At 58.4% G+C, this 26,660-nt stretch carries 27 protein-coding genes; 15 read left to right on the forward strand and 12 right to left on the reverse strand.

The window, feature by feature from the left end:
• The first annotated feature begins 27 nt into the window (after nt 1-27).
• The gene (locus tag ACZYSM_RS20165) at nt 28-915 is read left to right on the forward strand and encodes a cytochrome c oxidase subunit 3 (protein WP_489073845.1); all 888 of its coding nucleotides are present in this window, start codon (nt 28-30) and stop codon (nt 913-915) included.
• Between the two features lie 17 nt (nt 916-932).
• Here the strand turns inward: ACZYSM_RS20165 and ACZYSM_RS20170 are convergent, their stop codons facing one another.
• Nucleotides 933-1,136 (reverse strand): twin transmembrane helix small protein, encoded by a 204-nt coding sequence (locus ACZYSM_RS20170; RefSeq protein ID WP_419114160.1) that lies wholly within the window; start codon nt 1,134-1,136, stop codon nt 933-935.
• A 70-nt stretch (nt 1,137-1,206) separates the two neighbouring features.
• On the opposite strand from ACZYSM_RS20170, the gene ACZYSM_RS20175 reads away from it, so the two are divergent.
• The 5 genes from ACZYSM_RS20175 to ACZYSM_RS20195 are packed head-to-tail and all read left to right on the forward strand — an operon-like array spanning nt 1,207 to nt 5,130.
• Nucleotides 1,207-1,947, forward strand: coding sequence for an SURF1 family protein (locus ACZYSM_RS20175; protein ID WP_489073847.1), 741 nt, complete (start codon nt 1,207-1,209; stop codon nt 1,945-1,947).
• Nucleotides 1,913-2,521, forward strand: coding sequence for a hypothetical protein (locus tag ACZYSM_RS20180; RefSeq protein WP_489073849.1), 609 nt, complete (start codon nt 1,913-1,915; stop codon nt 2,519-2,521). Before ACZYSM_RS20175 ends, ACZYSM_RS20180 begins: the two co-directional genes overlap by 35 nt.
• 10 nt (nt 2,522-2,531) lie before the next feature.
• Nucleotides 2,532-3,611 (forward strand): COX15/CtaA family protein, encoded by a 1,080-nt coding sequence (locus ACZYSM_RS20185; protein ID WP_489073851.1) that lies wholly within the window; start codon nt 2,532-2,534, stop codon nt 3,609-3,611.
• Complete coding sequence (gene cyoE, locus ACZYSM_RS20190; protein WP_489073853.1) at nt 3,599-4,498, forward strand: heme o synthase; 900 nt, start codon at nt 3,599-3,601, stop codon at nt 4,496-4,498. The genes ACZYSM_RS20185 and cyoE overlap by 13 nt, the downstream gene beginning before the upstream one ends.
• Nucleotides 4,495-5,130, forward strand: a complete 636-nt coding sequence (locus ACZYSM_RS20195; protein WP_489073855.1) for an SCO family protein — start codon at nt 4,495-4,497, stop codon at nt 5,128-5,130. The genes cyoE and ACZYSM_RS20195 overlap by 4 nt, the downstream gene beginning before the upstream one ends.
• A gap of 173 nt (nt 5,131-5,303) precedes the next feature.
• Here the strand turns inward: ACZYSM_RS20195 and ACZYSM_RS20200 are convergent, their stop codons facing one another.
• The 7 genes from ACZYSM_RS20200 to zur all read right to left on the reverse strand — a co-directional run bounded on the left by ACZYSM_RS20200 (nt 5,304) and on the right by zur (nt 10,872).
• Entirely contained in the window at nt 5,304-6,077 is a 774-nt protein-coding gene (locus tag ACZYSM_RS20200) for a MetQ/NlpA family ABC transporter substrate-binding protein (protein WP_489073857.1), read from the reverse strand.
• A 62-nt stretch (nt 6,078-6,139) separates the two neighbouring features.
• Entirely contained in the window at nt 6,140-6,814 is a 675-nt protein-coding gene (locus ACZYSM_RS20205) for a methionine ABC transporter permease (RefSeq protein WP_489073859.1), read from the reverse strand.
• Nucleotides 6,814-7,821, reverse strand: coding sequence for a methionine ABC transporter ATP-binding protein (locus tag ACZYSM_RS20210; RefSeq protein WP_489073861.1), 1,008 nt, complete (start codon nt 7,819-7,821; stop codon nt 6,814-6,816). Before ACZYSM_RS20210 ends, ACZYSM_RS20205 begins: the two co-directional genes overlap by 1 nt.
• 245 nt (nt 7,822-8,066) lie before the next feature.
• Entirely contained in the window at nt 8,067-8,786 is a 720-nt protein-coding gene (locus ACZYSM_RS20215) for a PA5502 family lipoprotein (protein WP_489073863.1), read from the reverse strand.
• Between the two features lie 37 nt (nt 8,787-8,823).
• A complete protein-coding gene (gene znuB, locus ACZYSM_RS20220) occupies nt 8,824-9,612 on the reverse strand; it encodes a zinc ABC transporter permease subunit ZnuB (RefSeq protein ID WP_489073865.1) in 789 nt (262 codons plus the stop codon).
• The gene (gene znuC / locus ACZYSM_RS20225; RefSeq protein ID WP_489073867.1) at nt 9,605-10,390 is read right to left on the reverse strand and encodes a zinc ABC transporter ATP-binding protein ZnuC; all 786 of its coding nucleotides are present in this window, start codon (nt 10,388-10,390) and stop codon (nt 9,605-9,607) included. The genes znuB and znuC overlap by 8 nt, the downstream gene beginning before the upstream one ends.
• A complete protein-coding gene (zur, locus tag ACZYSM_RS20230; protein ID WP_489073869.1) occupies nt 10,390-10,872 on the reverse strand; it encodes a zinc uptake transcriptional repressor Zur in 483 nt (160 codons plus the stop codon). The genes znuC and zur overlap by 1 nt, the downstream gene beginning before the upstream one ends.
• 57 nt (nt 10,873-10,929) lie before the next feature.
• Between zur and ACZYSM_RS20235 the strand changes: the two genes are divergently transcribed.
• The gene (locus ACZYSM_RS20235; RefSeq protein ID WP_489073871.1) at nt 10,930-11,859 is read left to right on the forward strand and encodes a zinc ABC transporter substrate-binding protein; all 930 of its coding nucleotides are present in this window, start codon (nt 10,930-10,932) and stop codon (nt 11,857-11,859) included.
• A gap of 346 nt (nt 11,860-12,205) precedes the next feature.
• On the opposite strand, the gene ACZYSM_RS20240 is transcribed toward ACZYSM_RS20235, so the two are convergent.
• Nucleotides 12,206-13,156, reverse strand: coding sequence for a homoserine kinase (locus ACZYSM_RS20240; protein ID WP_489073873.1), 951 nt, complete (start codon nt 13,154-13,156; stop codon nt 12,206-12,208).
• A 60-nt stretch (nt 13,157-13,216) separates the two neighbouring features.
• Nucleotides 13,217-13,507, reverse strand: a complete 291-nt coding sequence (locus ACZYSM_RS20245; RefSeq protein WP_489073875.1) for a DUF2782 domain-containing protein — start codon at nt 13,505-13,507, stop codon at nt 13,217-13,219.
• 74 nt (nt 13,508-13,581) lie between these two features.
• On the opposite strand from ACZYSM_RS20245, the gene polA reads away from it, so the two are divergent.
• Entirely contained in the window at nt 13,582-16,350 is a 2,769-nt protein-coding gene (gene polA, locus ACZYSM_RS20250) for a DNA polymerase I (RefSeq protein WP_489073877.1), read from the forward strand.
• 289 nt (nt 16,351-16,639) lie between these two features.
• On the opposite strand, the gene yihA is transcribed toward polA, so the two are convergent.
• Nucleotides 16,640-17,281 (reverse strand): ribosome biogenesis GTP-binding protein YihA/YsxC, encoded by a 642-nt coding sequence (gene yihA / locus ACZYSM_RS20255; protein WP_489073879.1) that lies wholly within the window; start codon nt 17,279-17,281, stop codon nt 16,640-16,642.
• Nucleotides 17,282-17,472: 191 nt separating this feature from the next.
• Between yihA and ACZYSM_RS20260 the strand changes: the two genes are divergently transcribed.
• The 7 genes from ACZYSM_RS20260 (at nt 17,473) to ACZYSM_RS20290 (ending at nt 24,849) form a co-directional block, all read left to right on the forward strand.
• Nucleotides 17,473-17,763, forward strand: coding sequence for a c-type cytochrome (locus ACZYSM_RS20260; RefSeq protein ID WP_489073881.1), 291 nt, complete (start codon nt 17,473-17,475; stop codon nt 17,761-17,763).
• A gap of 46 nt (nt 17,764-17,809) precedes the next feature.
• Entirely contained in the window at nt 17,810-18,415 is a 606-nt protein-coding gene (locus tag ACZYSM_RS20265) for a c-type cytochrome (RefSeq protein WP_489073883.1), read from the forward strand.
• Between the two features lie 197 nt (nt 18,416-18,612).
• Nucleotides 18,613-19,245: a thiol:disulfide interchange protein DsbA/DsbL gene (locus tag ACZYSM_RS20270; RefSeq protein WP_489073885.1), complete on the forward strand. Its 633-nt coding sequence runs from the start codon at nt 18,613-18,615 to the stop codon at nt 19,243-19,245.
• A gap of 12 nt (nt 19,246-19,257) precedes the next feature.
• A complete protein-coding gene (locus tag ACZYSM_RS20275) occupies nt 19,258-20,136 on the forward strand; it encodes an endonuclease/exonuclease/phosphatase family protein (RefSeq protein ID WP_489073887.1) in 879 nt (292 codons plus the stop codon).
• Nucleotides 20,133-22,274 carry a GGDEF domain-containing protein gene (locus tag ACZYSM_RS20280; RefSeq protein WP_489073889.1) on the forward strand — a complete coding sequence of 714 codons (2,142 nt, stop codon included), beginning with the start codon at nt 20,133-20,135 and terminating at the stop codon, nt 22,272-22,274. The genes ACZYSM_RS20275 and ACZYSM_RS20280 overlap by 4 nt, the downstream gene beginning before the upstream one ends.
• A gap of 100 nt (nt 22,275-22,374) precedes the next feature.
• Nucleotides 22,375-23,154, forward strand: a complete 780-nt coding sequence (locus ACZYSM_RS20285; protein WP_489073891.1) for an N-acetylmuramoyl-L-alanine amidase — start codon at nt 22,375-22,377, stop codon at nt 23,152-23,154.
• A gap of 72 nt (nt 23,155-23,226) precedes the next feature.
• On the forward strand, nt 23,227-24,849 hold the full coding sequence (locus ACZYSM_RS20290) for an EAL domain-containing protein (protein ID WP_489073893.1): 1,623 nt from the start codon (nt 23,227-23,229) through the stop codon (nt 24,847-24,849).
• 15 nt (nt 24,850-24,864) lie between these two features.
• Here ACZYSM_RS20290 and ACZYSM_RS20295 read toward each other — a convergent pair whose 3' ends face one another.
• Complete coding sequence (locus tag ACZYSM_RS20295) at nt 24,865-26,655, reverse strand: ATP-binding protein (protein WP_489073895.1); 1,791 nt, start codon at nt 26,653-26,655, stop codon at nt 24,865-24,867.
• Nucleotides 26,656-26,660: the final 5 nt, after the last annotated feature.

Genomic DNA, 26,660 nt, shown 5'->3' on the forward strand with positions numbered 1-26,660 from the left:
AAGCGTGCCCGATAAGGAGAACAATAAATGGCGACTCATGAGCATTACTACGTTCCCGCCCAGAGCAAATGGCCGATCATTGCCACGTTTGGCATGTTGATCACCATGTTTGGTCTTGGCACCTGGTTCAACGACCTGAAGGCTGCCCGACCGGAATCCCATGGTCCGCTGATCTTCTTCGTTGGCAGCTTGCTACTGGCCTACATGCTATTCGGTTGGTTCGGCACGGTGATCAAGGAAAGTCGTGCGGGTTTGTACAGCCCGCAGATGGATCGCACGTTTCGCTGGGGCATGAGCTGGTTCATTTTTTCCGAAGTGATGTTCTTTATCGCCTTCTTCGGCGCCCTTTTTTACGTGCGCAATTTGTCCGGCCCATGGCTGGGCGGTGAGGGCAGCAAAGGTGTGGCGCACATGCTTTGGCCGAGCTTCCAGTTCACCTGGCCATTACTGCATAACCCTGATCCGACACTCTTCCCTCCGCCCAAAGAGACCATCAGTCCGTGGGGCTTGCCACTGCTCAACACCGTCTTGCTGGTCAGCTCCAGCGTCACCGTGACCATCGCCCACCATGCTTTGAAGAAAGGCCATCGAGGCGCCTTGAAAATCTGGCTGGCGCTGACCGTACTGCTGGGTTGTGGCTTCCTCGGTTTTCAAGCCAAGGAGTACATCCACGCCTATCACGAGCTGGGGCTGACCCTGGGATCGGGTGTCTACGGCGCGACCTTCTTCATGCTCACCGGCTTCCACGGCGCCCACGTGACCATCGGCACGATCATCCTGTTTGTGATGCTGATGCGGGTCATGCGTGGGCATTTCAGTGCCGAGCATCAATTCGGCTTTGAAGCGGCCAGTTGGTATTGGCACTTCGTCGACGTGGTGTGGATCGGCTTGTTTGTCTTCGTGTACGTGCTCTGAGGGCTGTTACGCAAACGCTACCAAGGCGCACTGGAGACCAATTGGCCGCTGAAGAAACCCCAGGCAATCAAGCCGACGGTAATGGCGGCCAGGCTGACGCGAACAGTCAGGGCAATGACCAGTCGGTTCGAGCTGCTTTCGTCCTTGACCAGAAAGAACAGGCCGCTAAACAGGCTGATTACCGTGGCTATCAGCATCAGGACGATCGCCGCTTTAAGCATGGTGAGACTCCGGGGGGAACGCGATGCGCATCAGTATAGCTAGTCGAGCTCTTAACTTTGCGGCGATGCCATGAAGCGCTTTCGCCCCGGCATTGCGCCGACGCTGGTGGTGCTCGTGTTGCTGCCGGTGCTGGTCGGTCTCGGCTTCTGGCAACTGGACCGCGGCGAGCAAAAGCGCATGCTGCTTGCCAGCTACGCCGAGCGCCGGGCGGCGGAACCGGTTCCCCTCGAACAACTGCACGGCGCGCAAGACCCTGCGTTCCGGCGAGTGCGCCTGCACGGGCAGTTCGACGCCGAGCACAGTTTTCTGCTGGATAACCGCACCCGCGGCGGCAAGGTCGGTGTCGAGCTGCTGCAACCGTTTCTCGATCAAACCAGCGGCCTCTGGTTGTTGCTCAATCGCGGCTGGCTGCCGTGGCCGGATCGGCGCACACCACCGGTGTTTACTACCCCCGCACAAGCGCTGAATCTCGATGCCTGGGTCTATGTCTCCCCGGGTGCAACCTTCCAGTTGCACGCGGATCCTGTGGGGGCGAACTGGCCACGACTGGTCACCGCAGTCGACCCATCGAAGCTTTGGTCGGAGTTGGGGCGTAGCGGTTTTGCCTACGAATTACGCGAAGAAGCTGGCCCAGCGTCCTATCAGTCCGATTGGCCCGTGGTGGCCATGGGGCCGGAAAAACACCTTGGTTATGCCGTGCAGTGGTTCGCCATGGCGGTAGCACTGTTCGGCCTTTACCTCTATCTCGGATGGCACAACGCAAGGGAGACACACCATGGGAGCGGCCATGAATCCACCCAACATGTCTGAGGCACAGGCGCCAAAGAGTCGCCGGCGCGGACGTTGGCAGCTGGTTCTTATTCTTCTCGGGGTGATCGGTCCGATGATCCTCGCCACGGGGATGTACAAATTGCAGTTCTGGGTTCCGGAGAGTCGCAGTTATCACGGCGAATTGATCGGTAACGGGCAGAGCCGTGCCGATCTCGGTGTCGTCGCGGATGAAAGCCGTTGGCAGATGTTGGTCACCGCACCGCAGGAGTGCTCCGTGGACTGCCAACAGCTTGTGTATTTAGCTCGGCAGATTCAGGTCGGCCTGGGTCGTGATGCTTCTCGCGCCAGTCATGCGCTGGCCGCTACCCAACCGCTGAACGCCGACTATGACGCCAAGCTGCAACGCGAGTATCCGCAGCTGCAGCGCTATCCCCTGGATCTGTCTACATTTAATAAAGGCCCTGGGGGCAAAGCAGCACAAGGCGATGGCGCGGCCCAGCTGTGGATCATCGACCCTCACGGCAATCTGGTGCTGCGCTATGACGCCCGGGTCAACGGAAAAAATCTGCTCAACGACCTGCGCCAACTGCTGAAACTGTCGAACATCGGATAAGGGCATCGTCATGGCCAAACCTGGATTTCGCCTCGCGTTGTTTGCCACATTGCTGGCACTGATTGTGGTGTTGCTCGGCGCCTATACCCGGCTGACCCACGCGGGGCTTGGCTGCCCGGACTGGCCTGGCTGCTATGGCTTTATCAGTGTGCCGAAAAGCGAAGCCCAGTTGGCCCATGCCGAACTGCATTTTCCCGATGCGCCGGTGGTGGCCCATAAGGGCTGGAACGAGATGGTCCATCGGTACTTCGCCGGGACTCTGGGGGTGTTGATTGTGTTGCTGGCCGCCCGTGCCTGGGCCCATCGTCATCATCCCGGGCATCCGCTGAAGTTGCCGTTGTTTTTACTGGCAGTAGTGTTCGCTCAAGCGGCGTTCGGCATGTGGACGGTCACTCTCAAGCTCTGGCCGCAGGTGGTCACGGCGCATTTGCTCGGAGGCTTTGCGACCTTGAGCCTGTTGTTTCTGCTGACACTGCGCTTGTCCGGTGTGTTGCCGGCGCTGACGGTGCCGCGACGTTTGCAGTACTGGGCGACTGCTGGGTTATTGCTGGTGATCGGGCAAATCGCCCTCGGTGGTTGGGTCAGTTCCAACTATGCGGCAGTGGCCTGTATCGACTTTCCCACCTGTCATGGGCAGTGGTTACCGGCCGCCGACTTCGCCAATGGTTTTCACCTGACGCAGCACATCGGTCCGAATTATCTCGGCGGTCAGTTGGACAGTGATGCCCGCACCGCGATTCATCTCACCCATCGCATCGGCGCGCTGCTGGTGATGCTGGTGCTGCTGGGGCTGGCCTGGCAACTGCGAGCGGTGGGTATGACCCGGCTCGCCGGGTTGGTGCTGGTGGCGTTGGCCGCACAGATCAGTCTGGGCGTGAGCAATGTGCTGTTTCATCTGCCGCTGCCGATTGCGGTCGCCCATAACGCTGGCGGCGCGGCGTTGTTGCTGACGATGGTTTTGGTCAATTACCACGCGCGAACCAGCCTGGTTCGGGTCAAGCATCATGTCCCTGTGCGTTGGCGGTTCAGCCCGCGTAAACACGCAGCCGGACCCATAACAATAAAAGGAGAAATGCCATGGCGACTTTGATCGGCGAACGCCACAGTCAGGCGATCTGGCGTGACTATCTGGAGCTGACCAAACCCAAAGTGGTGGTGCTGATGCTCATCACCTCACTGGTCGGGATGTTTCTCGCCACGCGCGCCGGGGTGCCGTGGACGGTACTGGTGTTCGGCAATCTGGGGATTGCGATGTGCGCGGGAGGCGCCGCGGCGGTGAACCATGTGGTGGACCGGCGGATCGATGCGGTCATGGCCCGGACTCATAAAAGACCATTGGCCGAAGGGCGGGTTTCGCCGGCAGCGGCGTTGACCTTCGCACTGGTGCTGGCGCTGGCCGGTCAGGCGTTGCTGTTGGCTTTCACCAATCCGCTGACTGCCTGGCTGACCCTGGCCTCGCTGCTCGGTTACGCGGTGATCTACACCGGTTTTCTCAAGCGCGCGACACCGCAGAATATTGTCATCGGTGGGCTGGCCGGTGCGGCGCCGCCGTTACTCGGTTGGGTTGCCGCCACCGGGCATGTGAGTGCCGAACCGCTGTTGCTGGTGCTGATCATCTTCGCCTGGACGCCGCCGCACTTCTGGGCGCTGGCGATTCACCGCAAAGAGGAATACGCCAAGGCCGATATTCCAATGCTGCCGGTGACCCATGGCGAGCACTACACCAAAATCCACATTGTGCTCTACACCTTCGTCCTGCTTGCGGTCAGTCTGCTGCCGTTTGTGATCCACATGAGCGGCATGCTTTACCTGATTTGCGCCCTGGGCCTTGGCGCGAGGTTTCTGCAATGGGCCTTCGTGCTGTACCGTGGCACTCGGCCGCACGCGGCGATTAACACCTTCAAGTACTCTATTTACTACTTGTTCCTGCTGTTCATCGCGCTGCTCGTAGACCACTACTTATTGTTGAACCTATGACTCGAACTCAGAAAACCGTCTTTATTCTCGTCGCCCTGGTGGCTTTGGTCCTGGGACTTACCGTCAACAAAGTACTGACCAGCAAGGGCCAGGGTGACCCGACTGCGCTGATCGATGCCGGGATCATTCTGTTGCCGCAAAGCCGTAGTCTTCCAGATGTGAAGATGATCGACCAGGATGGCCAGACAGTGACGGTCAACGAGCTGAAAGACAAATGGACACTACTGTTCTTCGGCTACACCTTCTGCCCGGACATCTGCCCGACCACCCTCGCCCAACTGCGGCAGATCAAGAGTGAGCTGCCAGCGGACGCGGTCGGTAAGCTGCAAATCATTCTGGTCAGCGTCGACCCGGCCCGCGATAACCCCAAGCAGCTCAAGCAGTACCTGGGCTACTTCGACCCGGACTTCAAAGGCCTGACCGGCGCGTCAGTAGAAGACGTGCAGAAGCTCGCCAATGCCGTGAGCATTCCGTTTATCCCGGCCGATACCAGCAAACCCAACTACACCGTCGACCACAGCGGCAACCTGGCCGTGATCGGACCGGACGGCACGCAGCGGGGGTTCATTCGCGCACCGCTGAACAACCAGAAACTGGTGGCCCAGTTGCCGGTGATGCTCAAGCGTCAATAACACTGCAAATCCTAATGTGGGAGCGAGCCTGCTCGCGATAGCGGGCTGACATTCAAGATCGATGTTGGCAGTGATGGCCCCATCGCGAGCAAGCTCGCTCCTACATGGGCAGTGTTCCAGGCATAAAAAATGGGGCGCAATCAATGCGCCCCATTTTGTTTTGCCTCAGGAAATCAGAACGCCGGCAGTACCGCGCCTTTGTATTTTTCCAGAATGAACTGCTTCACTTCCGGGCTGTGCAAGGCGGCAACCAGTTTCTTCATGGCGTCGGAGTCTTTGTCGTCCGGACGGGCAACCAGGATGTTCACGTAAGGCGAGTCTTTGCCTTCGATGACCAGCGCGTCCTTTGAAGGATCGAGCTTGGCTTCCAGCGCGTAGTTGGTGTTGATCAGCGCCAGGTCGACCTGGGTCAGCACGCGCGGGATGGTGGCGGCTTCCAGTTCACGGAACTTCAGGTCTTTGGAGTTCTCGGTGATGTCTTTGACTGTCGAGAGGATGTTGTTCGAATCCTTCAACTTGATCAGCCCGGCCTTTGCCAGCAGCAGCAAGGCGCGGCCGCCGTTGGTGGCGTCGTTCGGGATCACCACGTTGGCACCGCCTGGCAGGTCTGCCAGCGCTTTGTACTTGCTGGAATAAGCACCCAGCGGCTCCAGGTGCACGCCGGCAACGCTGACCAGGTTAGTGCCCTTGGCTTTGTTGAACTCATCCAGGTACGGCTGGTGCTGGAAGAAGTTGGCGTCCAGACGCTTCTCGGCAACCTGTACGTTCGGCTGGATATAGTCGGTGAAGACTTTGACCTTGAGGTCGACGCCCTCTTTGGCCAGCGCCGGTTTAACGAATTCGAGAATTTCCGCGTGTGGAACCGGGGTAGCGGCCACGGTCAGGGTTTCTGCTGCCTGAGCGGAAAACGCTGCAACGGCAGCGAAAGCGACGAGTAGTTTTTTCATTCAGCAAACTCCGTGTTAGGCGCCTGTTTCAGGCGCCTGCCAGCCGTGGCCGGCAGTTGCATTTATTTTCGGGAAAAGTGCACCACCAGCTTGTCGCCGACGGTCTGCAGAACTTGTACCAGCACCAGCAGCAAAATCACCGTGACCACCATGACGTCGGTCTGGAAACGCTGATAGCCGAAACGGATCGCCAAATCACCCAGACCGCCTGCGCCGACCACACCGGCCATTGCGGTATAGGACACCAACGTGATCGCCGTCACCGTGATCGCAGCGTAAATACCCGGCCGCGCTTCTGGCAGCAAGGCATTGATGATGATCTGCCGTGTGGTCGCGCCCATGGCTTGGGTCGCTTCGATGATGCCGCGATCCACTTCACGCAGCGCGGTTTCCACCAGTCGCGCGAAGAATGGCGTCGCACCCACTACCAGCGGCGGAATAGCACCGGCCACACCCAGCGAGGTGCCGGTGATCAGTACGGTAAACGGGATCATCACGATCAACAGGATGATGAACGGCAACGACCGCAGGATGTTCACCACCAGCGACAGCAGCGCGTAGAGGCTTCTCTGCTCAAGCAACTGGCGCGGGCTGCACAGGAACAGCAGCACACCCAGTGGCAGGCCGAGCAGCACGGTGAACAGCAGCGAACCGCCGAGCATCATCAGGGTATCGCCGGTGGCCAACCAGATTTCGAACCAGTCGATATTGGCGAAGAAACTCAACAAGGACTCCATTAGCGCAACACCTCCATATGGACGTCCGCCGCGGTGAAGCGGGCGAATGCTGCTTCCATGTCACCACCGGTGACGGCGAGGGTCAGTTGCCCATAAGGCGTGTTTTTGATGCGGTCGATACGACCGGCGAGGATGCTGTAGTCCACACCCGTTTCGCGAGCGACGGTACCCAGTAGCGGCGCGTAGGTCGCTTCACCCTGGAAGGTCAGACGCACGATGCGGCCAGGCACGTGGGCGAAGTCATCGCGTTGTTCGCTTTCGTCGATCTGCTCGTCTTCTTGCACGAAACGTTTGGTGGTCGGGTGTTTGGGGTGCAGGAACACCTCGGCCACCGAGCCTTGCTCGACGATCACGCCAGCGTCCATCACCGCCACTTGATCGCAAACCCGACGGATCACGTCCATCTCATGGGTGATCAACACAATGGTCAGGTTCAGTTCGCGGTTGATCTCAGCCAGTAATTGCAGAACTGACGCCGTGGTTTGCGGGTCAAGGGCGCTGGTGGCTTCGTCGCAGAGCAGAATTTTTGGCTTGGTTGCCAGGGCGCGGGCGATGCCGACACGCTGTTTCTGGCCACCGGACAGCTGCGCCGGGTACTTCTTGGCGTGGTCGGCCAGGCCAACCCGTGCCAGCAGTTCCGCCACACGCAGGTCGATCTCGTTGCGGGACAATTCGCCGGCGAGAGTCAGTGGCAGCGCAACATTGTCGGCGACGGTTTTGGACGCCAGCAAATTGAAGTGCTGGAAGATCATCCCGACCTGCTGACGAAAACGCCGCAGACCATTGGCATCGAGCGCGGTGACTTCTTCGTCATCGACAATGATCTTGCCACCGCTTGGGGCTTCCAGGCGGTTGATCAGACGCAGCAGAGTACTTTTTCCCGCGCCGGAATGGCCGATCAGGCCGAATACCTGACCATTCTCGACACGCAGACTGGTCGGATGCAGGGCGGGAATATCCTTACCGGCGACCCGGTAAGTTTTATGGACGTTTTGAAACTCGATCACGTAGCGAACCTTGTGGGGCGCGTTAGAAAAGGGTCAGCGGTTAGCCGGGGCGCGCATTTTAGCCTGTCCGTATAGAGGTTCTTAGCATTTATTTCGCATTCAACCAGTCATTTGGCAATAACCGGCTTAGTGGGCAAGCCCCAATGCCGGTGTAGGAGCGAGCTTGCTCGCGATGGACTCCAGGACGGCGCGTTTATTCAGAAAACACGCGTTATCGTTAACGTCCATCGCGAGCAAGCTCGCTCCTACAGAGGCTTACGCGGGCTCAATACCATCTGTGCGGGGATGTTGCGAAGGATCTGCCGTTCCAGCTTGAGATCGAATGCTGAATCAAGCTTCTTCACTCGATTGGTCAGCAGCGTGGCCAGCCATGGATAGTCTTCGGTGCGCGGCGCCTGAATGCTCACGTCGCACTGATAATTCACCACGTCGGTGGCAATCGCATCCAGTTGCTTGCGCAGCTTTGTGATGTCGGTAAGGTTCAAGGCAACGGTGGTGCTTTCGGCGGTAGGATCGATCACCTTGGCAACGGGTTTGGCTTCGGCGGCTTTCAAGGCTGCTTCGGCTTTATCCAGCTCGGCTTTGCGGGCGTGGGTGATGGCGCTGTTGACGCCACCGGTCAACGCCGGGGCTTTAGGCATCAGCGCGCGAGCCCGGCTCAGGGCTGTTGCTGCGGCGTTGACATCACCTTTCTGCAGAACGATCTGGCTGCGTTGCAAATAAGCTTCGGCCAGTTGACGTTGATACTGTTCCAGCGATGGGTCGTTGGGCGACTCGGCCTGCAAGGCGCTCAATTGGTCTTCAGCAGTAGCCAACTCGCTGCTGGCGAGGTTTTGTTCCAGCTGCGCGATAGCAGTGGCCCGGGGATCCGGGACCTCTGTGGCCGCAGGCGGCGTGCTTTGGCAGGCGCCCAGCAGCAGGGAAAATGCGACAAGGAGCAGATAACGGGAGGCGAACGGCTTCATTCCTGCGACTCTCTATTTGCGCAAAAAACGAGCAAGTCTACACCCCTCTTCGGGGCAGGACAAAACTCAGCAGAAACAGCGCGGCAGCGGCGACCACAATCGAGGGGCCGGCCGGGGTGTCCTTGAACCAGGACAACGCCAGACCACCACACACCGCGAGCATTCCCAGCAGACTCGCGCCAAGGGCCATTTGCTCTGGCGATCGAGCGTGTCGCTGTGCGGCAGCAGCGGGAATGATCAATAACGAAGTAATCAGCAACACGCCGACGATCTTCATGGCGACCGCAATCACTACCGCAATCAACAACATCAAGGTCAGCCGCAGCGCCGCAACCGGCAGGCCTTCGACGGTGGCCAGCTCCTCGTGCACGGTGATCGCCAGCAAAGGGCGCCAAAGGGTGACCAGCAACGTCAACACCGCCGCACTACCGCCGAGGATCCAGGCCAGGTCAGTCGGGCTGATCGCCAGCAGGTCGCCGAACAGATAGGCCATCAGGTCGATCCGCACTTCATGCATGAAGCTTAGTACCACCAGACCCAGAGACAGGGTGCTCGGTGCGAGAATCCCCAATAACGTGTCGGAAGCCAGCGGCTGGCGCTGCTGCAAGGTCACCAGTAAAACCGCCAGCAACAGGCAGCCCACGGTGACTGCGACCGTCGGGCTGACATCTAGCAGAAACCCGAGAGCAACGCCGAGCAAGGCTGCGTGGGAAAGGGTGTCGCCGAAATAGGCCATGCGCCGCCAGACCACGAACGAGCCCAACGGGCCCGCGACCAGTGCCAGGGCCAAGCCTGCCAGCAAAGCGTAAAACAGAAAATCAGCCATGCTTGCAGCTATCTCCGTGAACATGGGCGTGGGCCGCCGGGGCCTCGCTGACTACGGCGCCATGCAGGTCATGGGCGTGATCGTGATGGTGGTGATAGATCGCCAGGCTTTGCGCGTTCTTGCCGAACAGCTCGACGAATGCCGGATCGCCGCTGACCTGCTCGGGATGCCCGGAGCAACAGACATGGCGATTGAGGCAGACCACCTGATCGGTGGTGCTCATGACCAAATGCAAATCGTGGGAAACCATCAGCACCCCGCAACCATGGCGGTCGCGAAGGCGAGTGATCAGGCTGTAGAGCTCGGCCTGGCCGGCGACGTCGACGCCTTGCACAGGTTCATCGAGTACCAGCAGTTCCGGTTCGCGCAACAAGGCCCGTGCCAGCAACACGCGCTGCATTTCGCCGCCGGAGACGCTCTGTACCGGGCTATCGATTACCTGTTCGGCACCGACCTCTTTGAGCGCGGCCAAAGCCCGGGGACGATCCACACCCGGCACCAGCCGCAAAAAACGCAGCACAGACAGCGGTAAGGTCGGGTCGACGTGCAGCTTCTGCGGCATGTAGCCGACCCGCAGTTTTGGCTTGCGCCAGACGCTGCCGCTGTCCGGTTTTAGCAAACCCAGCACAGCACGCACCAGAGTGGTCTTGCCGGCGCCGTTGGGGCCGATCAGGGTGACGATCTGCCCCGGCTCGACGCTGAGCTGAATGTTGTCCAGCACGTTTTGCCCGGCAAAGGTCACCACAACTTGATCGAGGCGGATCAACGCAGTGCTCATCAAGCCCCCTGGCAACCCGAGCAGAGACCGACCACTTCAACGGTCTGGCCTTCGACCATAAAACCGACATCGCGAGCGCTGGTGATGATGGCCTCACTGATGGATTTTTGCTCGAGCTCGATCGCGGCGTGGCATTCACGGCAGATCAGAAACTGGCCCTGGTGGGCGTGTTCCGGGTGATTGCAGCCGACAAATGCGTTGAGGGACGAGATGCGATGTACCAGTCCGTTTTCCAACAGGAAATCCAGCGCGCGGTACACGGTCGGCGGCGCGGCGCGACGGCCATCCTGTTCGCTGAGTACTGCGAGGATGTCGTAGGCCCCAAGGGGTTTGTGGCTTTGCCAGACCAGTTCGAGCACGCGCCGACGCAGTGCTGTCAGGCGCAAACCTTGACGGGCACACAGGGCATCCGCTTCCGACAGCGCGCTGTGCACGCAGTGAGAGTGATCGTGGGGGCGACTGGCTAGCGGTGTTTTGGGCATGAGCGGCGACGATATTTGAGAGAGACGTTATTATGTTACCCGTTCTCGCCTCTTCGAGTGGTCATCGTGTCCCGACTTTTTGCCATTTATGTCGCTTTTGCTGCCAGTTTGTTCGTGATCAGCCCTGTTCACGCCGAAGTGAAAGTACTGACCAGCATCAAACCCTTGCAGCTGATCGCCGCCGCGGTGCAGGACGGCGTCGGCGTTCCCGAGGTACTGCTGCCGCCGGGTGCGTCCCCGCATAACTACGCCTTGCGCCCTTCCGACGTACGGCGGGTGCAGTCGGTGGACTTGCTCTACTGGATCGGTCCGGACATGGAAGGCTTTTTGCCTCGCGTGCTCAAGGGTCGCAGCCTGCCGTCTATCGCCGTTCAAAACCTGCCGGGCCTGAAGTTGCGGCGTTTTGCTGAAGATAGCCACTCCCATGCTGAAGAGGCCGACGAGCATGATCACGATCATCGGCCCGGCAGCCTGGATGCACACCTCTGGCTGTCACCGGTCAATGCTCGAGTGATTGCGGCGAAGATGGCTGCGGATCTGAGTGCTGCCGACCCGACTAATACGGCTCGCTATCAGAGCAACCTCAAGGCGTTCGATGAGCGCCTCGATGCCTTGGACACACGTCTGAAAGCCCGATTGGCCGGCATTGAAGGCAAGCCTTATTTTGTCTTCCACGAAGCGTTCGATTACTTCGAGGACGCCTACGGTCTCAAGCATGCAGGGGTGTTCAGCGTTGCTGCCGAAGTGCAACCAGGCGCTCAGCATGTGGCAGCGATGCGCAAGCGTTTGCAGGAAGTTGGCAAGACCTGCGTATTCAGCGAGCCGCCGCTACGTCCACGGCTGGCGGAAACCCTGGTAGCCGGGTTGCCGGTGAAACTGGCGGAACTGGATGCGTTAGGCGGTTATACACCGGCCACTGCTCAGGGTTATGAGCAGGTGCTGGAAAAGCTGGGGAATGACTTGGCAGGGTGTCTGGAGTCGTTGTAAGCACGAAAATGTATGCTGAGCCTATCGCGGCATAAGTATCTACACAACGTTGAAATACGGTGAAGGACTACCCCCCGTAGCAGCTGCCGAGCCTGCGAGGCTGCGTTCGGCCGCGAAGCGGTCGTAAAATCAGGCAATACGTTCTTTCGGGTAAACCGCGTGCATCGGATTTGCGAGGACTGCGGTCGAGCAAGACCCCGGCTCGAACGCAGCCTCGCAGGCTCGGCAGCTGCTACAGGAGTTAGAACAGAAAGATGTGTAGATACTTATGCCTATCGCGGGCAAGCCCTGCTCCTACAGATGGGTCCAAAAAAACTGGACCACAATAGGCTTGCCCGCGATGCTTTTAAAGCGCAAATGGCAGCGGCGTACTGACGTGCTGCCGTTGCACCAAGCGTTGCTGAAACTCCATCGGATCGTGAATCAGCACGTCCTGTCCGGCAAACGACTCCGCGGCGATCAGTCGTGACAGCCAGAACCGTACACAGGCCACTCGCAGCATCGTCGGCCAGAGTTCAGCTTCGGCCGCGGTGAACGGACGCAACGTCGCATACGCTCCCAGCAGGGCCCGCGCACGTGGCCCGTCGATCAGCCCGTCCTCATCCGAGCACCAGTCATTCAAGGCGATTGCTACGTCGTAGAGCATCGGCCCTGAACAGGCGTTGTAGAAGTCGATCAACCCGGTCAGGTGTGTGCCTTCAAACATCGCGTTATCGCGGAACAGATCGGCGTGGATGTTGGCCCGTGGCAGCGCCAGAATCTTCGTCTTTTGTTGAGTGATCTCGTCCAGCGCGTCTTGCAGCAGGCTGCTTTGTTCCGGGTTCAGGTTGGGCATCAACTGCGCGCCTTCGGCGAGCATCCAGTCCAGACCGCGATCGGTTTTGCGCTCAAGCACGTTATCTTTAGTTGCCAGATGCAAATGACCGAGCAGTTCGCCGACCTGCACGCAGTGCTGCGCATTGGCTTCTTTGATGTGCTTGCCGGCCAGGCGCGGTTGCAGCAGGGCGGGTTTGCCGGCAAGTTCGCGCAAGGCGATACCGTCGGTAGTGCGCAGGGCGTAAGGCACCGGCAGATCGGCGTCATGCAGCACGTCGAGCAATTCGATGAAGAACGGCATTTCCTGTACCGGCCCGCGCTCCACCAGGGTCAGAACAAACTCACCCTGCTCCAGACTGATAAAGAAATTAGTGTTTTCGCTACCAGCGGCAATCCCCTGGAAGTCAAGCAGGCGGCCTAGCCCGTAAGGGGCGAGAAAGGTTTCCAGCTCGGGCCGAGCCAGGGGGGTGAACACAGACATGGTTAAAAACTGCTCAGTTCGGGCGCCGCGGTTGAGCCAGCGCCGATTAAAGTTAAGAAACTACTTCCACGTAAAAATTTCCCACGACGGAATCAGCATATCCGGCTGATCCGATCGGATGAAGTTTGCTTCCGTTCCGTCCGCGCGCACCAGAAAGTACGGTTTGCCGCCCTTCGGTGTGACTTTGATCGCATACAGGAAGCCGTTCTGACGGTATTCCTGAATGGTTTTGTCACCTTCGGTGTGGATGGTGACTTGCGGTTCTGGAGTCGGTGCATCATCAGCTGCCATGACGGCCAGGGGAGTCATGGCAAAGAAGCCAGCCAGCAACAAGCGATTTAGTGTGCGCATGATAACCTTGTCCCTTTGTCGTCAACGGTCCCGCTATTCTAGCGCCAGACCCGCCGAAAAGGTTGATCCTGCTCATGAACCAAGCCCCCCTCGTCCTGGTGGACGGTTCTTCTTACCTGTACCGCGCCTTTCATGCGCTGCCACCGCTGACTACGTCCAAAGGCCTGCCGACCGGTGCGGTCAAGGGTGTACTGAACATGCTCAAGAGTCTGCGCAAGCAGTACCCTGAGAGCCCGTTCGCGGTGGTTTTCGACGCCAAAGGTGGGACATTTCGCGATGACATGTACGCCGAATACAAGGCCAACCGTCCGAGCATGCCCGACGATATGCGGGTACAGATCGAGCCGTTGCACGCGAGCGTGATTGCTCTGGGCTTCCCGTTACTGTGCGTCGAAGGCGTAGAGGCCGACGATGTGATCGGCACGTTGGCCCGCAGCAGCGCGGCAGCCGACCGCCCGGTGGTGATCTCCACGGGCGACAAGGACATGGCACAACTGGTCGACGGGCACATTACCTTGGTCAATACCATGACCGGTAGCGCGATGGATGTGGCTGGCGTGAAAGAGAAGTTTGGCGTCGCTCCCGAACAGATCATCGATTATCTGGCGCTGATGGGCGATTCGTCCGACAACATTCCTGGCGTACCGGGCATCGGCCCGAAGACCGCTTCTGGCTTGTTGGTGGGCGTCAACGGCGGCCTGGTCGAGTTGTATGCGCAGCTCGATATCGTGCCGACCCTGCCGATTCGCGGTGCCAAGACCCTGCCGGCCAAGCTCGAAGAGCACAAGGAGATGGCGTTCCTCTCCTATAAGCTGGCGACCATCAAGATCGACGTGCCGCTGGATATCGGGCTCGACGACCTGCATCTCGGTGAGCCTGATCGCGAAAAGCTCGCCGAGCTCTACACCTTGCTCGAATTCAAAAGCTGGTTTGAAGATTTGCAGCGCGAGGCCAAGCGCACGGGTCAGGAAATCGTCGAAGCGGTGGAAGAGGTCGCCGTCGACGCTGGGGCGAAGTACGAAACCATCCTCGACCAGACGCGATTCGACGTCTGGCTGGAGAAGTTGAAAAAAGCCAAGTTGATTGCCTTCGACACCGAAACGACCGGAGTCGACGCGCAGCAGGCGCAACTGGTGGGTCTGTCGTTCGCCGTGCAAGCGAACGAAGCGGCCTACATCCCGCTCACCCACTCTTATATGGGCGTGCCTGAGCAACTGGATCGCGACACCGTTCTGCGAGCCTTGAAACCTTTGCTGGAAGACCCGAACACGCTCAAGGTCGGCCAGCACGCCAAGTTCGACATGAACATCCTGGCCAACTGCGCCATTGGTGGTGATCAAAGCTGTGGCATTTCGGTACAGGGCATCGCCTTCGACACCATGCTTGAATCCTACGTACTGGATTCGACGGCGACCCGCCACGACATGGACAGCCTGGCGCTCAAGTACCTGGGCTACACCACCACCAGCTTCCAGGACATCGCCGGCAAAGGTGCCAAGCAACTGACCTTCGACCAGATTTCGCTGGAGCAGGCTGGGCCATATGCGGCCGAAGACGCGGACGTGACGTTGCGTTTGCATCAGGCTCTGCAGGAAAAGCTCACGGCCATCCCAAGCCTTTGCAAAGTGCTGAGCGAAATCGAGATGCCGCTGGTACCGGTACTGGCGCGGATCGAGCGTCAGGGCGCGTTGGTCGATGCCAATCTGCTGGGTATTCAGAGCGTTGAACTGGGCGAAAAACTGGTCGCCCTCGAGCGCGAAGCCTTTGCCATTGCCGGCGAAGAGTTCAACCTCGGTTCGCCGAAGCAATTGGGCGTGATTCTGTACGAGAAACTCGGCTTGCCAATTCTCAGCAAAACCGCCAAAGGTCAGGCCTCGACGGCCGAAGCGGTGCTGGCGGAGCTGGCCGAACAGGACTTCCCGCTGCCCAAGGTGCTGATGCAGTACCGTTCCATGAGCAAGTTGAAAAGCACTTACACCGACCGCTTGCCAGAGCAGATCAACCCGCGCACGGGGCGGATCCACACCTCCTACCATCAAGCGGTGGCGGCGACCGGTCGCTTGTCTTCCAGCGATCCGAACCTGCAGAACATTCCGATCCGTACCGCCGAAGGTCGGCGGATACGCCAGGCGTTTGTCGCGCCTAAAGGCTACAAACTGCTGGCGGCCGACTATTCTCAGATCGAACTGCGGATCATGGCGCACCTGGCCAAGGACGAAGGCTTGTTGCACGCTTTCCGCCACAATCTGGACGTGCACAAAGCGACCGCTGCCGAGGTGTTTGGTGTTGAGCTTGCAGAGGTCACCACCGATCAGCGTCGCAGTGCCAAAGCCATCAACTTCGGCCTGATTTACGGCATGAGCGCATTCGGCCTGGCCAAGCAGATTGGCGTCGACCGCAAGCAATCACAAGCCTATATCGACCGCTATTTTGCTCGTTACCCAGGCGTGCTTGAGTACATGGAGCGCACCCGCGCCCAAGCAGCGGAGCAAGGCTTCGTCGAAACCATCTTCGGTCGTCGGCTGTACTTGCCGGAAATCAACGCGAAAAACCCTGCTCTGCGCAAAGGCGCCGAACGCACGGCAATCAACGCACCAATGCAGGGCACGGCAGCTGACATCATCAAAAAAGCCATGATCGCGGTGGATAACTGGCTGACGTCCTCAGGCCTGGACGCCAAGGTTATCCTGCAGGTGCACGACGAATTGGTGCTCGAGGTTCGCGAGGACTTGGTGGATCTGGTGCGCGATGAAATTCGCGTCCATATGAGTGGTGCGGCGACACTCGATGTGCCGCTTTTGGTCGAAGTAGGCGTCGGAAATAACTGGGACGAGGCTCATTAAGCCGTCTTGAAGGTGCATTTTGCTGCGGCATAGCGCCGCAGCAAAAAGCTATCAAAGGGCTATTAGTTCAGAAAATTTCTGGGGTTATTACCAATAGTTTTTGAACGTCTGCGGAACTAAATCCGTGAACCGCCACTCAGATTTACTGAATGGCAGGTGAAGCCCTTCGATACTCCTATGTTGTGTTAAGTGTTGGCAGATATCTGGACCCCGCCCTAGCGGTCCGGAATTTGAACCCCGAACTTCCCCTCCCCATGCGAAGTCCGGGGTTTTTTTTGCCTGGAATTCCTTATTCCGCGACCTCCGCGCCTTTATCAGACAGTTCCATCCAGCCCGCCAGTACAGTGTAGGCGTCTTCCAGGCCTAGGCGTTTCGGTGCCGAGAACAGCTGGATGGTGATGGTGTCGCCCCAGCCTTTGCGGATGTCCGCCTGCACTTTGAGCAGGGTGTTTTTCGCTGCGCCATAGGTCAGTTTGTCGGCCTTGGTCAGCAGAATGTGCATCGGCATGCCGCTGGCAACGGCCCAATCGAGCATCAGCAGGTCGAAGTCAGTCATTGGATGACGGATGTCCATCATCAAAATCAAACCTTTCAAACTCTCGCGACCGCCCAGATAGGCTTCCAGGTGGCGTTGCCAGTGCAGTTTCAGCGGGATTGGCACCTTGGCATAGCCGTAACCTGGCAGGTCGACCAAACGGCGATCATCGTCTAGCTTGAAGAAGTTAAGCAGCTGCGTGCGACCCGGAGTCTTCGAGGTTCGGGCCAGGCTGGCGTGAGTCAGGGTGTTCAGGGCGCTGGATTTGCCGGCGTTGGAACGCCCGGCAAAGGCCACTTCAAAGCCTTCGTCGTCGGGACATTGGTCGACTTTGGCCGCGCTGAGCATGAAGGTGGACTGTTGGCACAGGCCGAGAATGGGGTTCTTGAGTTGCATGGGATTTCCGATGTGGGCGGTGCCGAGAATGGACGCGGCGAGCAGTGTCGTTTCCGTTTCAGTAACGCCAGTATATAATGCCGCAGATTTTGTGTGCGCTTTGTCCCAGCGTAGGATGAAGTTCACGGGAGCGATTGACCGACATTGCGCACTAGAACGCAGCTCGCTCTCAACCCTGAAAAGGTCGTTTTATGACGAAATGGCTGCTAGCTGCCGGTGTCTTGATGCCGCTTTACAGCGCTCAGGCTACACAGGATCCGGAAGCTGTGTACAACCGTGTTTGTGGAGCCTGTCATTCAGGACAGCTGCCAACGGCACCTGAAAAGGGTGACCAGCAAGCCTGGAAGCCAAGATTGGCACAAGGTATGGAGACGCTGGTGCAACACGTGACCCAGGGTTTCAAGGCGATGCCGCCGCGTGGTTTGTGCATGGACTGCAGTGCCGAGGATTACCAGGCAATCATCCACTGGATGAGCGAGTGATCCCGGTCCATAACTCTTTAACCCTTAGCCGTAGTTGGATTAGCTGATGAACAAATTGATCGTGAGTCTGCTGTTGACCCTGGGGATCTCCGGTATTGCCCATGCTGCAGGCGATGCTACTGCTGGTCAGGCGAAAGCCGCAGTATGTGGCGCTTGTCATGGCCCGGATGGCAACAGCATGGCGCCAAACTTTCCAAAACTGGCGGGTCAGGGTGAGCGCTACCTGAACAAGCAGTTGCACGACATCAAGTCCGGCAAGCGCACTGTCCTGGAAATGACCGGCCTGCTGACCAACCTGAGCGATCAGGACCTGGCCGACCTCGCCGCCTACTTCTCCAGCCAGAAGGGCAGCGTCGGCGCAGCCGATCCCAAGCTCGTGGCTCGCGGTGAAGAGTTGTTCCGTGGCGGTAATCTGGAAAAAGGCATGCCTTCGTGCACTGGCTGCCACTCGCCGAACGGCGTAGGCAACGCTGCAGCAGGCTTCCCGCACTTGGGCGGCCAGCACGCTCAGTATGCCGCCAAGCAGTTGACGGACTTCCGTGAAGGCAACCGCACCAACGACGGTGACACGAAAATCATGCAAACCATCGCGTCCAAATTGAGCAACAAGGACATCGAAGCGGTGTCCAGCTACATTCAAGGCCTGCACTAAGTGGATCAATTGACGTTGTGCATGACTTACATCTTTTGCAACGTTAACGCTCGATTAATCCAGTGATGCAAGCATAAAAAGGGTGGCCTTGGCCGCCCTTTTTTGTGGCCGCTGCCGTTACACTAGCGAACTCAAGCCCGACTGGACCTGTCTGAGTGCAGGTCGTACGAGGCGACCTAATTGTCCAGGAGTAAAGCATGCGTAATCTGATTCTCAGCGCCGCGCTCGTCACTGCCAGTCTTTTCGGTATGACCGCCCAAGCTGCCAACGAGCCGCTTGAAGCCGGTAAACAATATGTCGAATTGAGCAGCGCCGTTCCGGTTGCTGTGCCTGGCAAGATCGAAGTGGTGGAGCTGTTCTGGTATGGCTGCCCACATTGCTACGCATTCGAGCCGACCATCAATCCTTGGGTTGAAAAGCTTCCTGCCGATGTGAACTTCGTTCGTATCCCGGCCATGTTCGGCGGTATCTGGAACGTTCACGGCCAGTTGTTTATCACCCTGGAAGCTATGGGTGTGGAGAACAAGGTTCACAAAGCCGTGTTCGAAGCTATCCACGGTGGCAAGAAACTCGCTACTCCAGAAGAAATGGCCGAGTTCCTGGCGACCGAAGGCGTCGACAAGGATAAGTTCCTGAGCACCTACAACTCCTTCGCCGTTAAAGGCAAGGTTGAAGATGCCAAGAAAAAGGCTCTGGCCTATCAGATCTCCGGCGTACCGACCATGGTCGTCAACGGTAAGTACCGCTTTGATCTCGGCACTGCCGGCGGCCCTGAAGGCGCTTTGAGCGTGGCCGACCAGTTGATCGCCAAGGAGCGCGCCGCTAAGTAAGCGGCGCCTGCCATGCGCCGCTGGGGTACTGAGCGCGTCGTTGGCCTGCATGACCCGCAGGTCAACGCGCATCATCTGGAATCGACGGGCTTGCCCGCAGACAGTCGTCTGCGTCTGCTCAGTTTCAATATTCAGGTTGGCATCAGTACCGAGCGCTATCGGCATTACCTGACCCGTGGCTGGCAGCATCTGTTGCCGCACACCGGGCGTGCCGAAAATCTACAAAAAATCGGCAATCTGCTGGGCGACTTCGATCTGGTCGCCTTGCAGGAAGCCGATGGCGGTAGCCTGCGGTCGGGCTACGTCAATCAAGTCGAACACCTGGCCCAACTCGGCGCCTTCCCCTACTGGTATCAACAACTCAATCGCAATCTCGGTCGCCTGGGGCAGCACAGCAATGGCGTACTCAGCCGTTTGCGTCCGTGGGCTATCGAGGATCATCCATTGCCGGGCCCAAAGGGCCGTGGAGCGATTCTGGTGCGCTTCGGTGAGGGGCCGGAGGCATTGGTGGTGGTGATGATGCATCTGGCGCTGGGCGCACGTACTCGAACCCGTCAACTGGCCTATATTCGCGAGTTGATTGGTGGGTACAAACACCAGGTGCTGATGGGCGACATGAACACCCATGCCAGCGACTTGCTGCAAAACTCTCCATTGCGCGACCTCGGTTTGCTGGCGCCGCAACTGGAAGCGACGTTTCCCAGTTGGCGACCACAACGTTGCCTGGACCACATTCTGCTCAGCTCCAGCCTGACCCTGGAGCGGGTTCAAGTCCTGGCCCAGCCCATTTCCGATCACCTGCCAGTCGCGGTAGAGATTCGTTTGCCGGGTTCGCTCATGGCTGATGCATTGCCCGCGTTGAGTCCTGCCCCTCGCGGATCCCATGAATGAGCGACGAAGCGCTGCGCTGGAAAGAAAAGTACCTCAAGAGCATTGAGCAGCAGGAGACACTCGAGCGTCGTTGGGATGCCCGTTTCGATTTGCTTCGCCGAGGGTTGGTCCGCAGCACGCTGGCGGCGGAGGGTACTGACCGGGCCGTTGACCAGTGCATGAAGGAAATGCGTGAGGTCGTTCGCACGGACGATATGGATGCGGGCCTGGCGGCGTTGTTGCCGCGTCTGGAAAAAGCTGTGCTCGACTCTGAGCAGCGCCGGGAAACTCGTGTTGATCAAATCGGTTCTGCGCTGACTGCTCTGGTCACTCAGTTGCAGGCCTTGCCGCTGCCTCGAGAAGTGAGTCGGCCGCTCAAGCGTTTTGCCAAACAACTGGATAGTCGTGTCGGCCAGGCCCGTGAAATCCCCTTGCTGCTCGGTGAATTGAGTGGGTTACAAGGTCAGGCATTGAGCCTGCTGGAGAACCCGGCAGAGCCAAATCGTCCAGGTTTGCTGCAGCGGTTGTTCGGTGGGCGGGATGTTGCCGAAGAAATACCCGAGACCGGTGCATTCTTGATAGCGCCGCCTGACCAAAGGTCTGATGAACAGATTCGGACACCCGTTGCCCAGACGCTAATCGAACCTGACCGCGAGTCTCCTCCGCCGGTCTCTGTTGCACCAACAGTGGCGGCCAAACTGAAGGAGGCGCCGTTACCGGCCGTGGTTTCAGTGGTCGAGCCAGTTTCGAATCCAGAGCTGACTGATAAAAAACCACAGACCGAGGTGCAAGCCTTTGTGCCGCCAGTGCTGGAGCCAGAATCGTATCGGGACAGTGCACCGGTGCCGATTCAGGAATTGCCAGAGGTTGAGGAGCTCGTAGACTCCGTAGCTACTGTGGCCCTGACGGCCAGCCCTGAAATATTTCCGGCTCAGGTTGATATCAATCCTGACGAGCTGACACCCCCTGTGCCCTCTGAAACCGGGCACGAAACACCTTCCCTCCTCGACAGCCTGCCTTTGCCGCTGGCTATGGCGCAGGCGTTGGCGGCTTTTGATCCAGAGCACCCTGAGCAGGATGTCCTTTACGCCCTGCCAGATTCACCGGAGCCGTCTTACAGCTCGGTGGCCAAGCATATTGAAGGTACGCTGCTTGGTCTGCTCGACGACTTGTCCCTGCCCGAGCGCCACCGACCACAAGCCGAGGCTATGCGTGATCGACTGCAACACGGTCTGAACTGGTACGAACTGCTACCGATCCTCGACGACCTGGCCGTTTTGATGCTGGCGATCACCGACAGTGGGCAACATGAGTTTGAGGTTTACCTCAAGCAGCTCAACGAGCGGCTCGAGTCATTTCAAAGCAATCTGCAAGCGGCCAGCGACGGTCATGCGGACAGCCGTTCAGCTGCGCGTGAAATGGATACGCAGATCCGTGAGCAGGTCGACGGCTTGCAGAACAGCGTTCAGGATGCGGCGGACCTGGACAGCCTCAAGCATGTGCTGGAGAACCATCTTGAAGGTTTGCTCGGCACGATGGATCAGCACCAGAAGCAACGCGATCAGCGTGAGCAAGAAGTTGCCGGGCGTCTGCAAGGACTGGCCGAGCGCGTGGCGAGTATGGAGCAGGAGGCTCAGGGCTATCGCGAACATCTTGAGGAGCATCGACAGAAGGCATTGATTGATCCGCTGACCGGTCTGCCGAATCGGGCTGCTTGGGGGGAACGACTGGATCACGAGGTCGCTCAATGGCAGCAGAATGGCAACCCACTTCTGTTGGCAATGCTCGATCTAGACCACTTCAAGCGTATCAACGATAACTACGGTCATCTGGCCGGTGACAAAGTTCTGAAAATCATTGCCGGCGTCTTGCGTAAACGTCTGCGCGGCTCTGATTTCATCGCCCGATTTGGCGGCGAAGAATTTGTCCTGTTGGTTCCCAATACCTCACTGTTGCTGGGTGCAAAACTTGCCGAAACGCTTCGGTCGGCCATTGAAGCTTGTCCATTCCACTTCAAAGGCGAGCGAGTAACGATAACCGTCTCCATGGGCATGACGGCATTCAAACCCGGTGAGCGTAGCGAACTGGTGCTCAAAAGAGCCGATCAGGCGCTTTACCGTGCCAAAGATGCCGGGCGCAACAGGGTGGAATTGGGCTGATCCCAATTGTTCCATTTTGTTTAATGTCGGGCTTTTGCCGATCATCTGGAAGGCAGTACGTTACACTGTTGCATTACAGTCCTCAGTGTAACGCTCTGCCATGAAATTTCTATCCCTCGTCCTGTCGCTTCTTGTGTTGGCTGGCTGCGCCAGCGGACCTCGAATCGACACCAGTCATCCTTCGGTCAATTACGATAACCGTGTTCAATTCGTGGTGATCCATTACACCAACGCTTCGATGGAGCGCTCGCTGGCCTTGTTGACCCATGGCGAAGTCAGCAGCCATTACCTGATTGGCGATAATAATCCGCCGACTACCTATAAGTTAGTCGATGAAAACCTGCGGGCCTGGCATGCCGGAGAAAGTGAATGGCAAGGCCGGACCTGGTTGAACTCCAGCTCCATTGGCATCGAAATCGTCAACCCGGGCTACCTCGATACGCCGACCGGTCGCCTGTGGTATCCGTACACAGAGGGTCAGATTGAGGCGTTGATCGTTCTGCTCAAAGACATCAGCAAGCGTAACAACATCAATCCGCGCAATATTATTGGGCATAGCGACATCGCGCCGTTGCGTAAACTCGATCCGGGCCCACTGCTCCCCTGGAAGCGCCTGGCCGATGAAGGGTTGGTGATTTGGCCGGATGCTCAAGCCGTGGCGCGCCAGCAAGCGTTGTTTGCGGTTCAGCTACCGAGCATCACCTGGTTTCAGGTAGAGCTGGCTCGTCTGGGCTACGCCACACCGCAAACCGGTGTGCTGGATGTCTCGACCCGTCATGTACTGGCGGCGTTCCAGATGCACTACCGACCGTCACGCTTCGACGGTACGCCGGACGCGGAAAGTGCAGCCATTCTGCAGGTCTTGAATCAGACAAAATAATGACGCCGCCCGACGGTCCGGGTTATTTCTCAATCAGTTGCTATAACTCATTGGTAATCCTTTGGATATTCAATGATGCCGGCCGCTGGCGAGACGCTTCATAGTTGGTTCCATCGCCCTTGGTTTTTGGCGATGATAGCGGCTGTGCTCAGCGCTGCGCTGTTACTGCTGGGCAGTCTGGGGGTGGCGCTGCATCAGGTGCAACAACGCGAAAGCGAGCAGATGAATGCTCAGGGTGAGCGCTTTCTCGAGCGTCTCGAACAACTCTTCGGCCAATTGCGCGAAGGCCTCGATGAGCTGGAAGCCCAGCCAGTGCGTGGCTGTAATGTCGAGATGGTCGCGACCTTGCAGCAGGTCAGCTTCAGTTACCGCTTCGTTTATGAAGCAGCTTATATCGACGCCCTTCAGGCCTGCTCAAACCGGCCACACCATGACACCCTTTCTTCCGTAGGGCCTCCAGACATCAAGGGGCCGACCTACAGTTACTGGTTGAATACCTCGACAGAACCTAATGAAAACCGAGCGGCATTGATGCTCGGACGGGGCAACTTTCGTGTCGCGACCTCTCGTGGCCATTTGACCGATATGGTTGACCTGCTGCCGGGTAGCAGCTTACTGGTGGTGCTCGACCATGGCACGAGGGCGATCCCGGTACTGGGCGCGGCTCAACCCTGGCCACCGATCGAGCCTTGGCCTCCAATGAGCCGTGATGCCCTTCAGGTGACGCAAGATCAGCTGATTTACCGAATGCCAACCAACAATCCGGAGTACCAGCTTGTACTCATAACCCCGCGCACAAGTTTGCAGGTGGAAATGACGACGGCCTGGCGCTGGTTGTTACCGATAAGTCTTCTATTGGCGATTTTTATCGGCTGGCTGGTCTTGCAGTTGGCTCGCCAGCGTCAGTCGTTGGGTGGCGAGTTGCAGGGCGCTTTGCGTCGTAACGAGTTACAGGTTTTGTACCAACCGATTTTCGATCTCAACAATCGTCAATGTGTCGGCGCCGAAGCACTGCTGCGTTGGCGTCGGCCAGACGGGACGTTGACCAGCCCGGATCTGTTTATTCCCATGGCGGAAAATACCGGGCAAATCCGTCAAATCACCGATTTCGTGCTGCAGCGTTTGCTTGAGCAGTTAGGCCAGCTATTACGCGCCAATCCGCAGCTCTATATCTCGGTCAACCTGGCGGCCTGCGATGTGATGGTGCCGCGTATCGGACGGGTTATGGCACGGTTGTTGGCGTTGCATCGGGTCTCAGCGCGGCAGATTGCCTTTGAGGTTACCGAGCGAGGTCTGATCGACGTGGTCGTCGCCCGGGACAATCTGCAGGCTTTGCGCGACGCCGGGCATCAAGTGCTGATCGATGATTTCGGCACCGGTTATTGCAGCCTTGCCTATCTGCAAACCCTGCCCGTGGACTGCTTGAAAATCGATAAAGCCTTTATCGATGCCTTGGGGCACGATGCCGCCAGCAGTGGAGTGGCGCCACATATCATTCGTATGGCGCACGCCTTGCAACTCAAGGTGATTGCCGAAGGGATCGAATATGAAGCCCAGGTCTCGCTGCTGAGTAGTGAGGGTGTGAATTACGGGCAGGGTTGGTTGTTTGCTCATGCCCTGAGTGCTGTGCAGTTCATTGAGTTGATCACCCGTGGTCGCCGGTTGGCTGCGCGGCGCCTGGATGATGAAGCTTGATTGCGCGCCGCGAGCCTACAACGGAAGCGCCATGTAGAACTGCGTGCCCTGCCCTGGGCGTGAGTAGACGCCCATCCGCCCGCCATGCAATTGCACGATTTCCTTGCACAATGCCAGGCCAAGGCCAGCGCCGCCCTTCTTGCGACCGACCTGAACGAAGGGCTCGAAAATCCGCCCCTGCTGGCCGTAAGCGATGCCTTCGCCACTGTCCTCGACGCTGATAATCACTCGCTCACCATGTCGACGTGCGTGTAAACGGATCTGGCCGTCCCGCGCGGTATGGCGTAGCGCATTGCCAATCAGGTTATCCAGCACCCGTTCCAGTTGCGCCTGGTCGGCTTGTAGCCTGGGCAGCGGCGATTGAGCCTCCACCAGCAACTCGATGCCCTGCTCGTGGGCTTGTTCGGCAAAGCGAGCTTGAGCGTGTTCAAGCAGTTCATCGATGGTGCAGGGCGCAAGGGTGAGTTTTTGCAATCCGTTCTGATAGCGCGAGAAGTTCAGCAGGTCGTTGATCAGCTGCATCAAACGCTGCATTTCTTCGTTGACGGTGTTTAGCAGGTCGGCTTCGCGAGAGTCGTCAGCAAAGTGCACGCGTTCCTGAAGCAAACCAAAGGCCATTTGAATACCGGTGACCGGTGTACGCAGCTCATGAGAGGCACGTAACACGAACTCACTGCGGACCCGCTCGAAGGCCCGCTGTTCGGTGACATCGTGCAACACCATGACCGCGCCGAGTATGTGCCCCTGAGTATGACTGACGGGTGTCAGGCTGTAGGTCAGCAGCCGCGATTCGCCATCAACCTCGATACTCAGATCCTCCGGCGCCCGTTCCAGACTGCCACCACGCAGGACCAGTTGCAGATCCTCATCGAGTTCCGCGCGTTCAAGGGCGGTGCCCAGTCCTTGTCCCAGACGTTCCTCGTCCCAGCCCAATTGGCGTTGTGCCACTGGGTTTAGATGCTCCAGGCGGCCTTGGCGGTCGATCATCAGCAAGCCGTCATCGATGCTGTCGAGCACTGCTTGCAAGCGTTGCTGGCCGGCGAGTAACTCATCGACGTTGGTGGCCTGATGCTGGCGCAGGGCTTCGGCCATGATCCCGAAACGGCGGGTCAGCAGGTTCATTTCCGCCGCCGACGAGAGGGGCAGCGTCACCTCGAAATTCCCCTGACCTATATTGTCCGCAGCCTTGGCCAAAGCCTCAATGGGGGCGCCGAAGCGACGGGCAATGCCATGGGCGGTAATGAAGCCGATGATCAATACCGCCAACCCCACCAGCCCGAGCAGCCCGGAGATCAACAGTGCGCGCTCGCGAGCCTGGTACTGGGTTTCATTGATGCTATCCAGTGTCAGCTTGTGTTCGGTGATCAGGCCGTTGCGCAGCACATTGAATTTTTCGGTCAGGTCCTGGTTTCCGGTCAGGCTGCCCGAGTGATCCCGAGAGTGGCCGAATGCTTCGAGAAAATTCAGGTAGTCAGCTCGGGCCTGGCTGAAGCCGGTGTGCTGGTCATCGGTGCTTTGCTCGTGCTGGATGCCTTGATCGAGCAGCTCGAAGTAATGTTGCCTGGATGCCTCCAACGCCGCCAGGTCAGGTTTTTCGTTGAGCATGATGATCAACTGGTTGTCCAGGGTCTGTCGCAGTTTGAGTCCCAGATCGAGGGTGATGAAGTCGTTGCGGATCAGCGACTCCTGGGTACTGGCCATCTGCATGATGCCCATGAGCCCGAGCAAAAGCCCGAGCAAGGCAACGGTGATCAGCGCCGAGATACTCAGAAACAGTCGAGTACGCAGTTTCATCGCGAGCTTCATTGGGC

This window comes from Pseudomonas sp. F220, assembly GCF_057813935.1.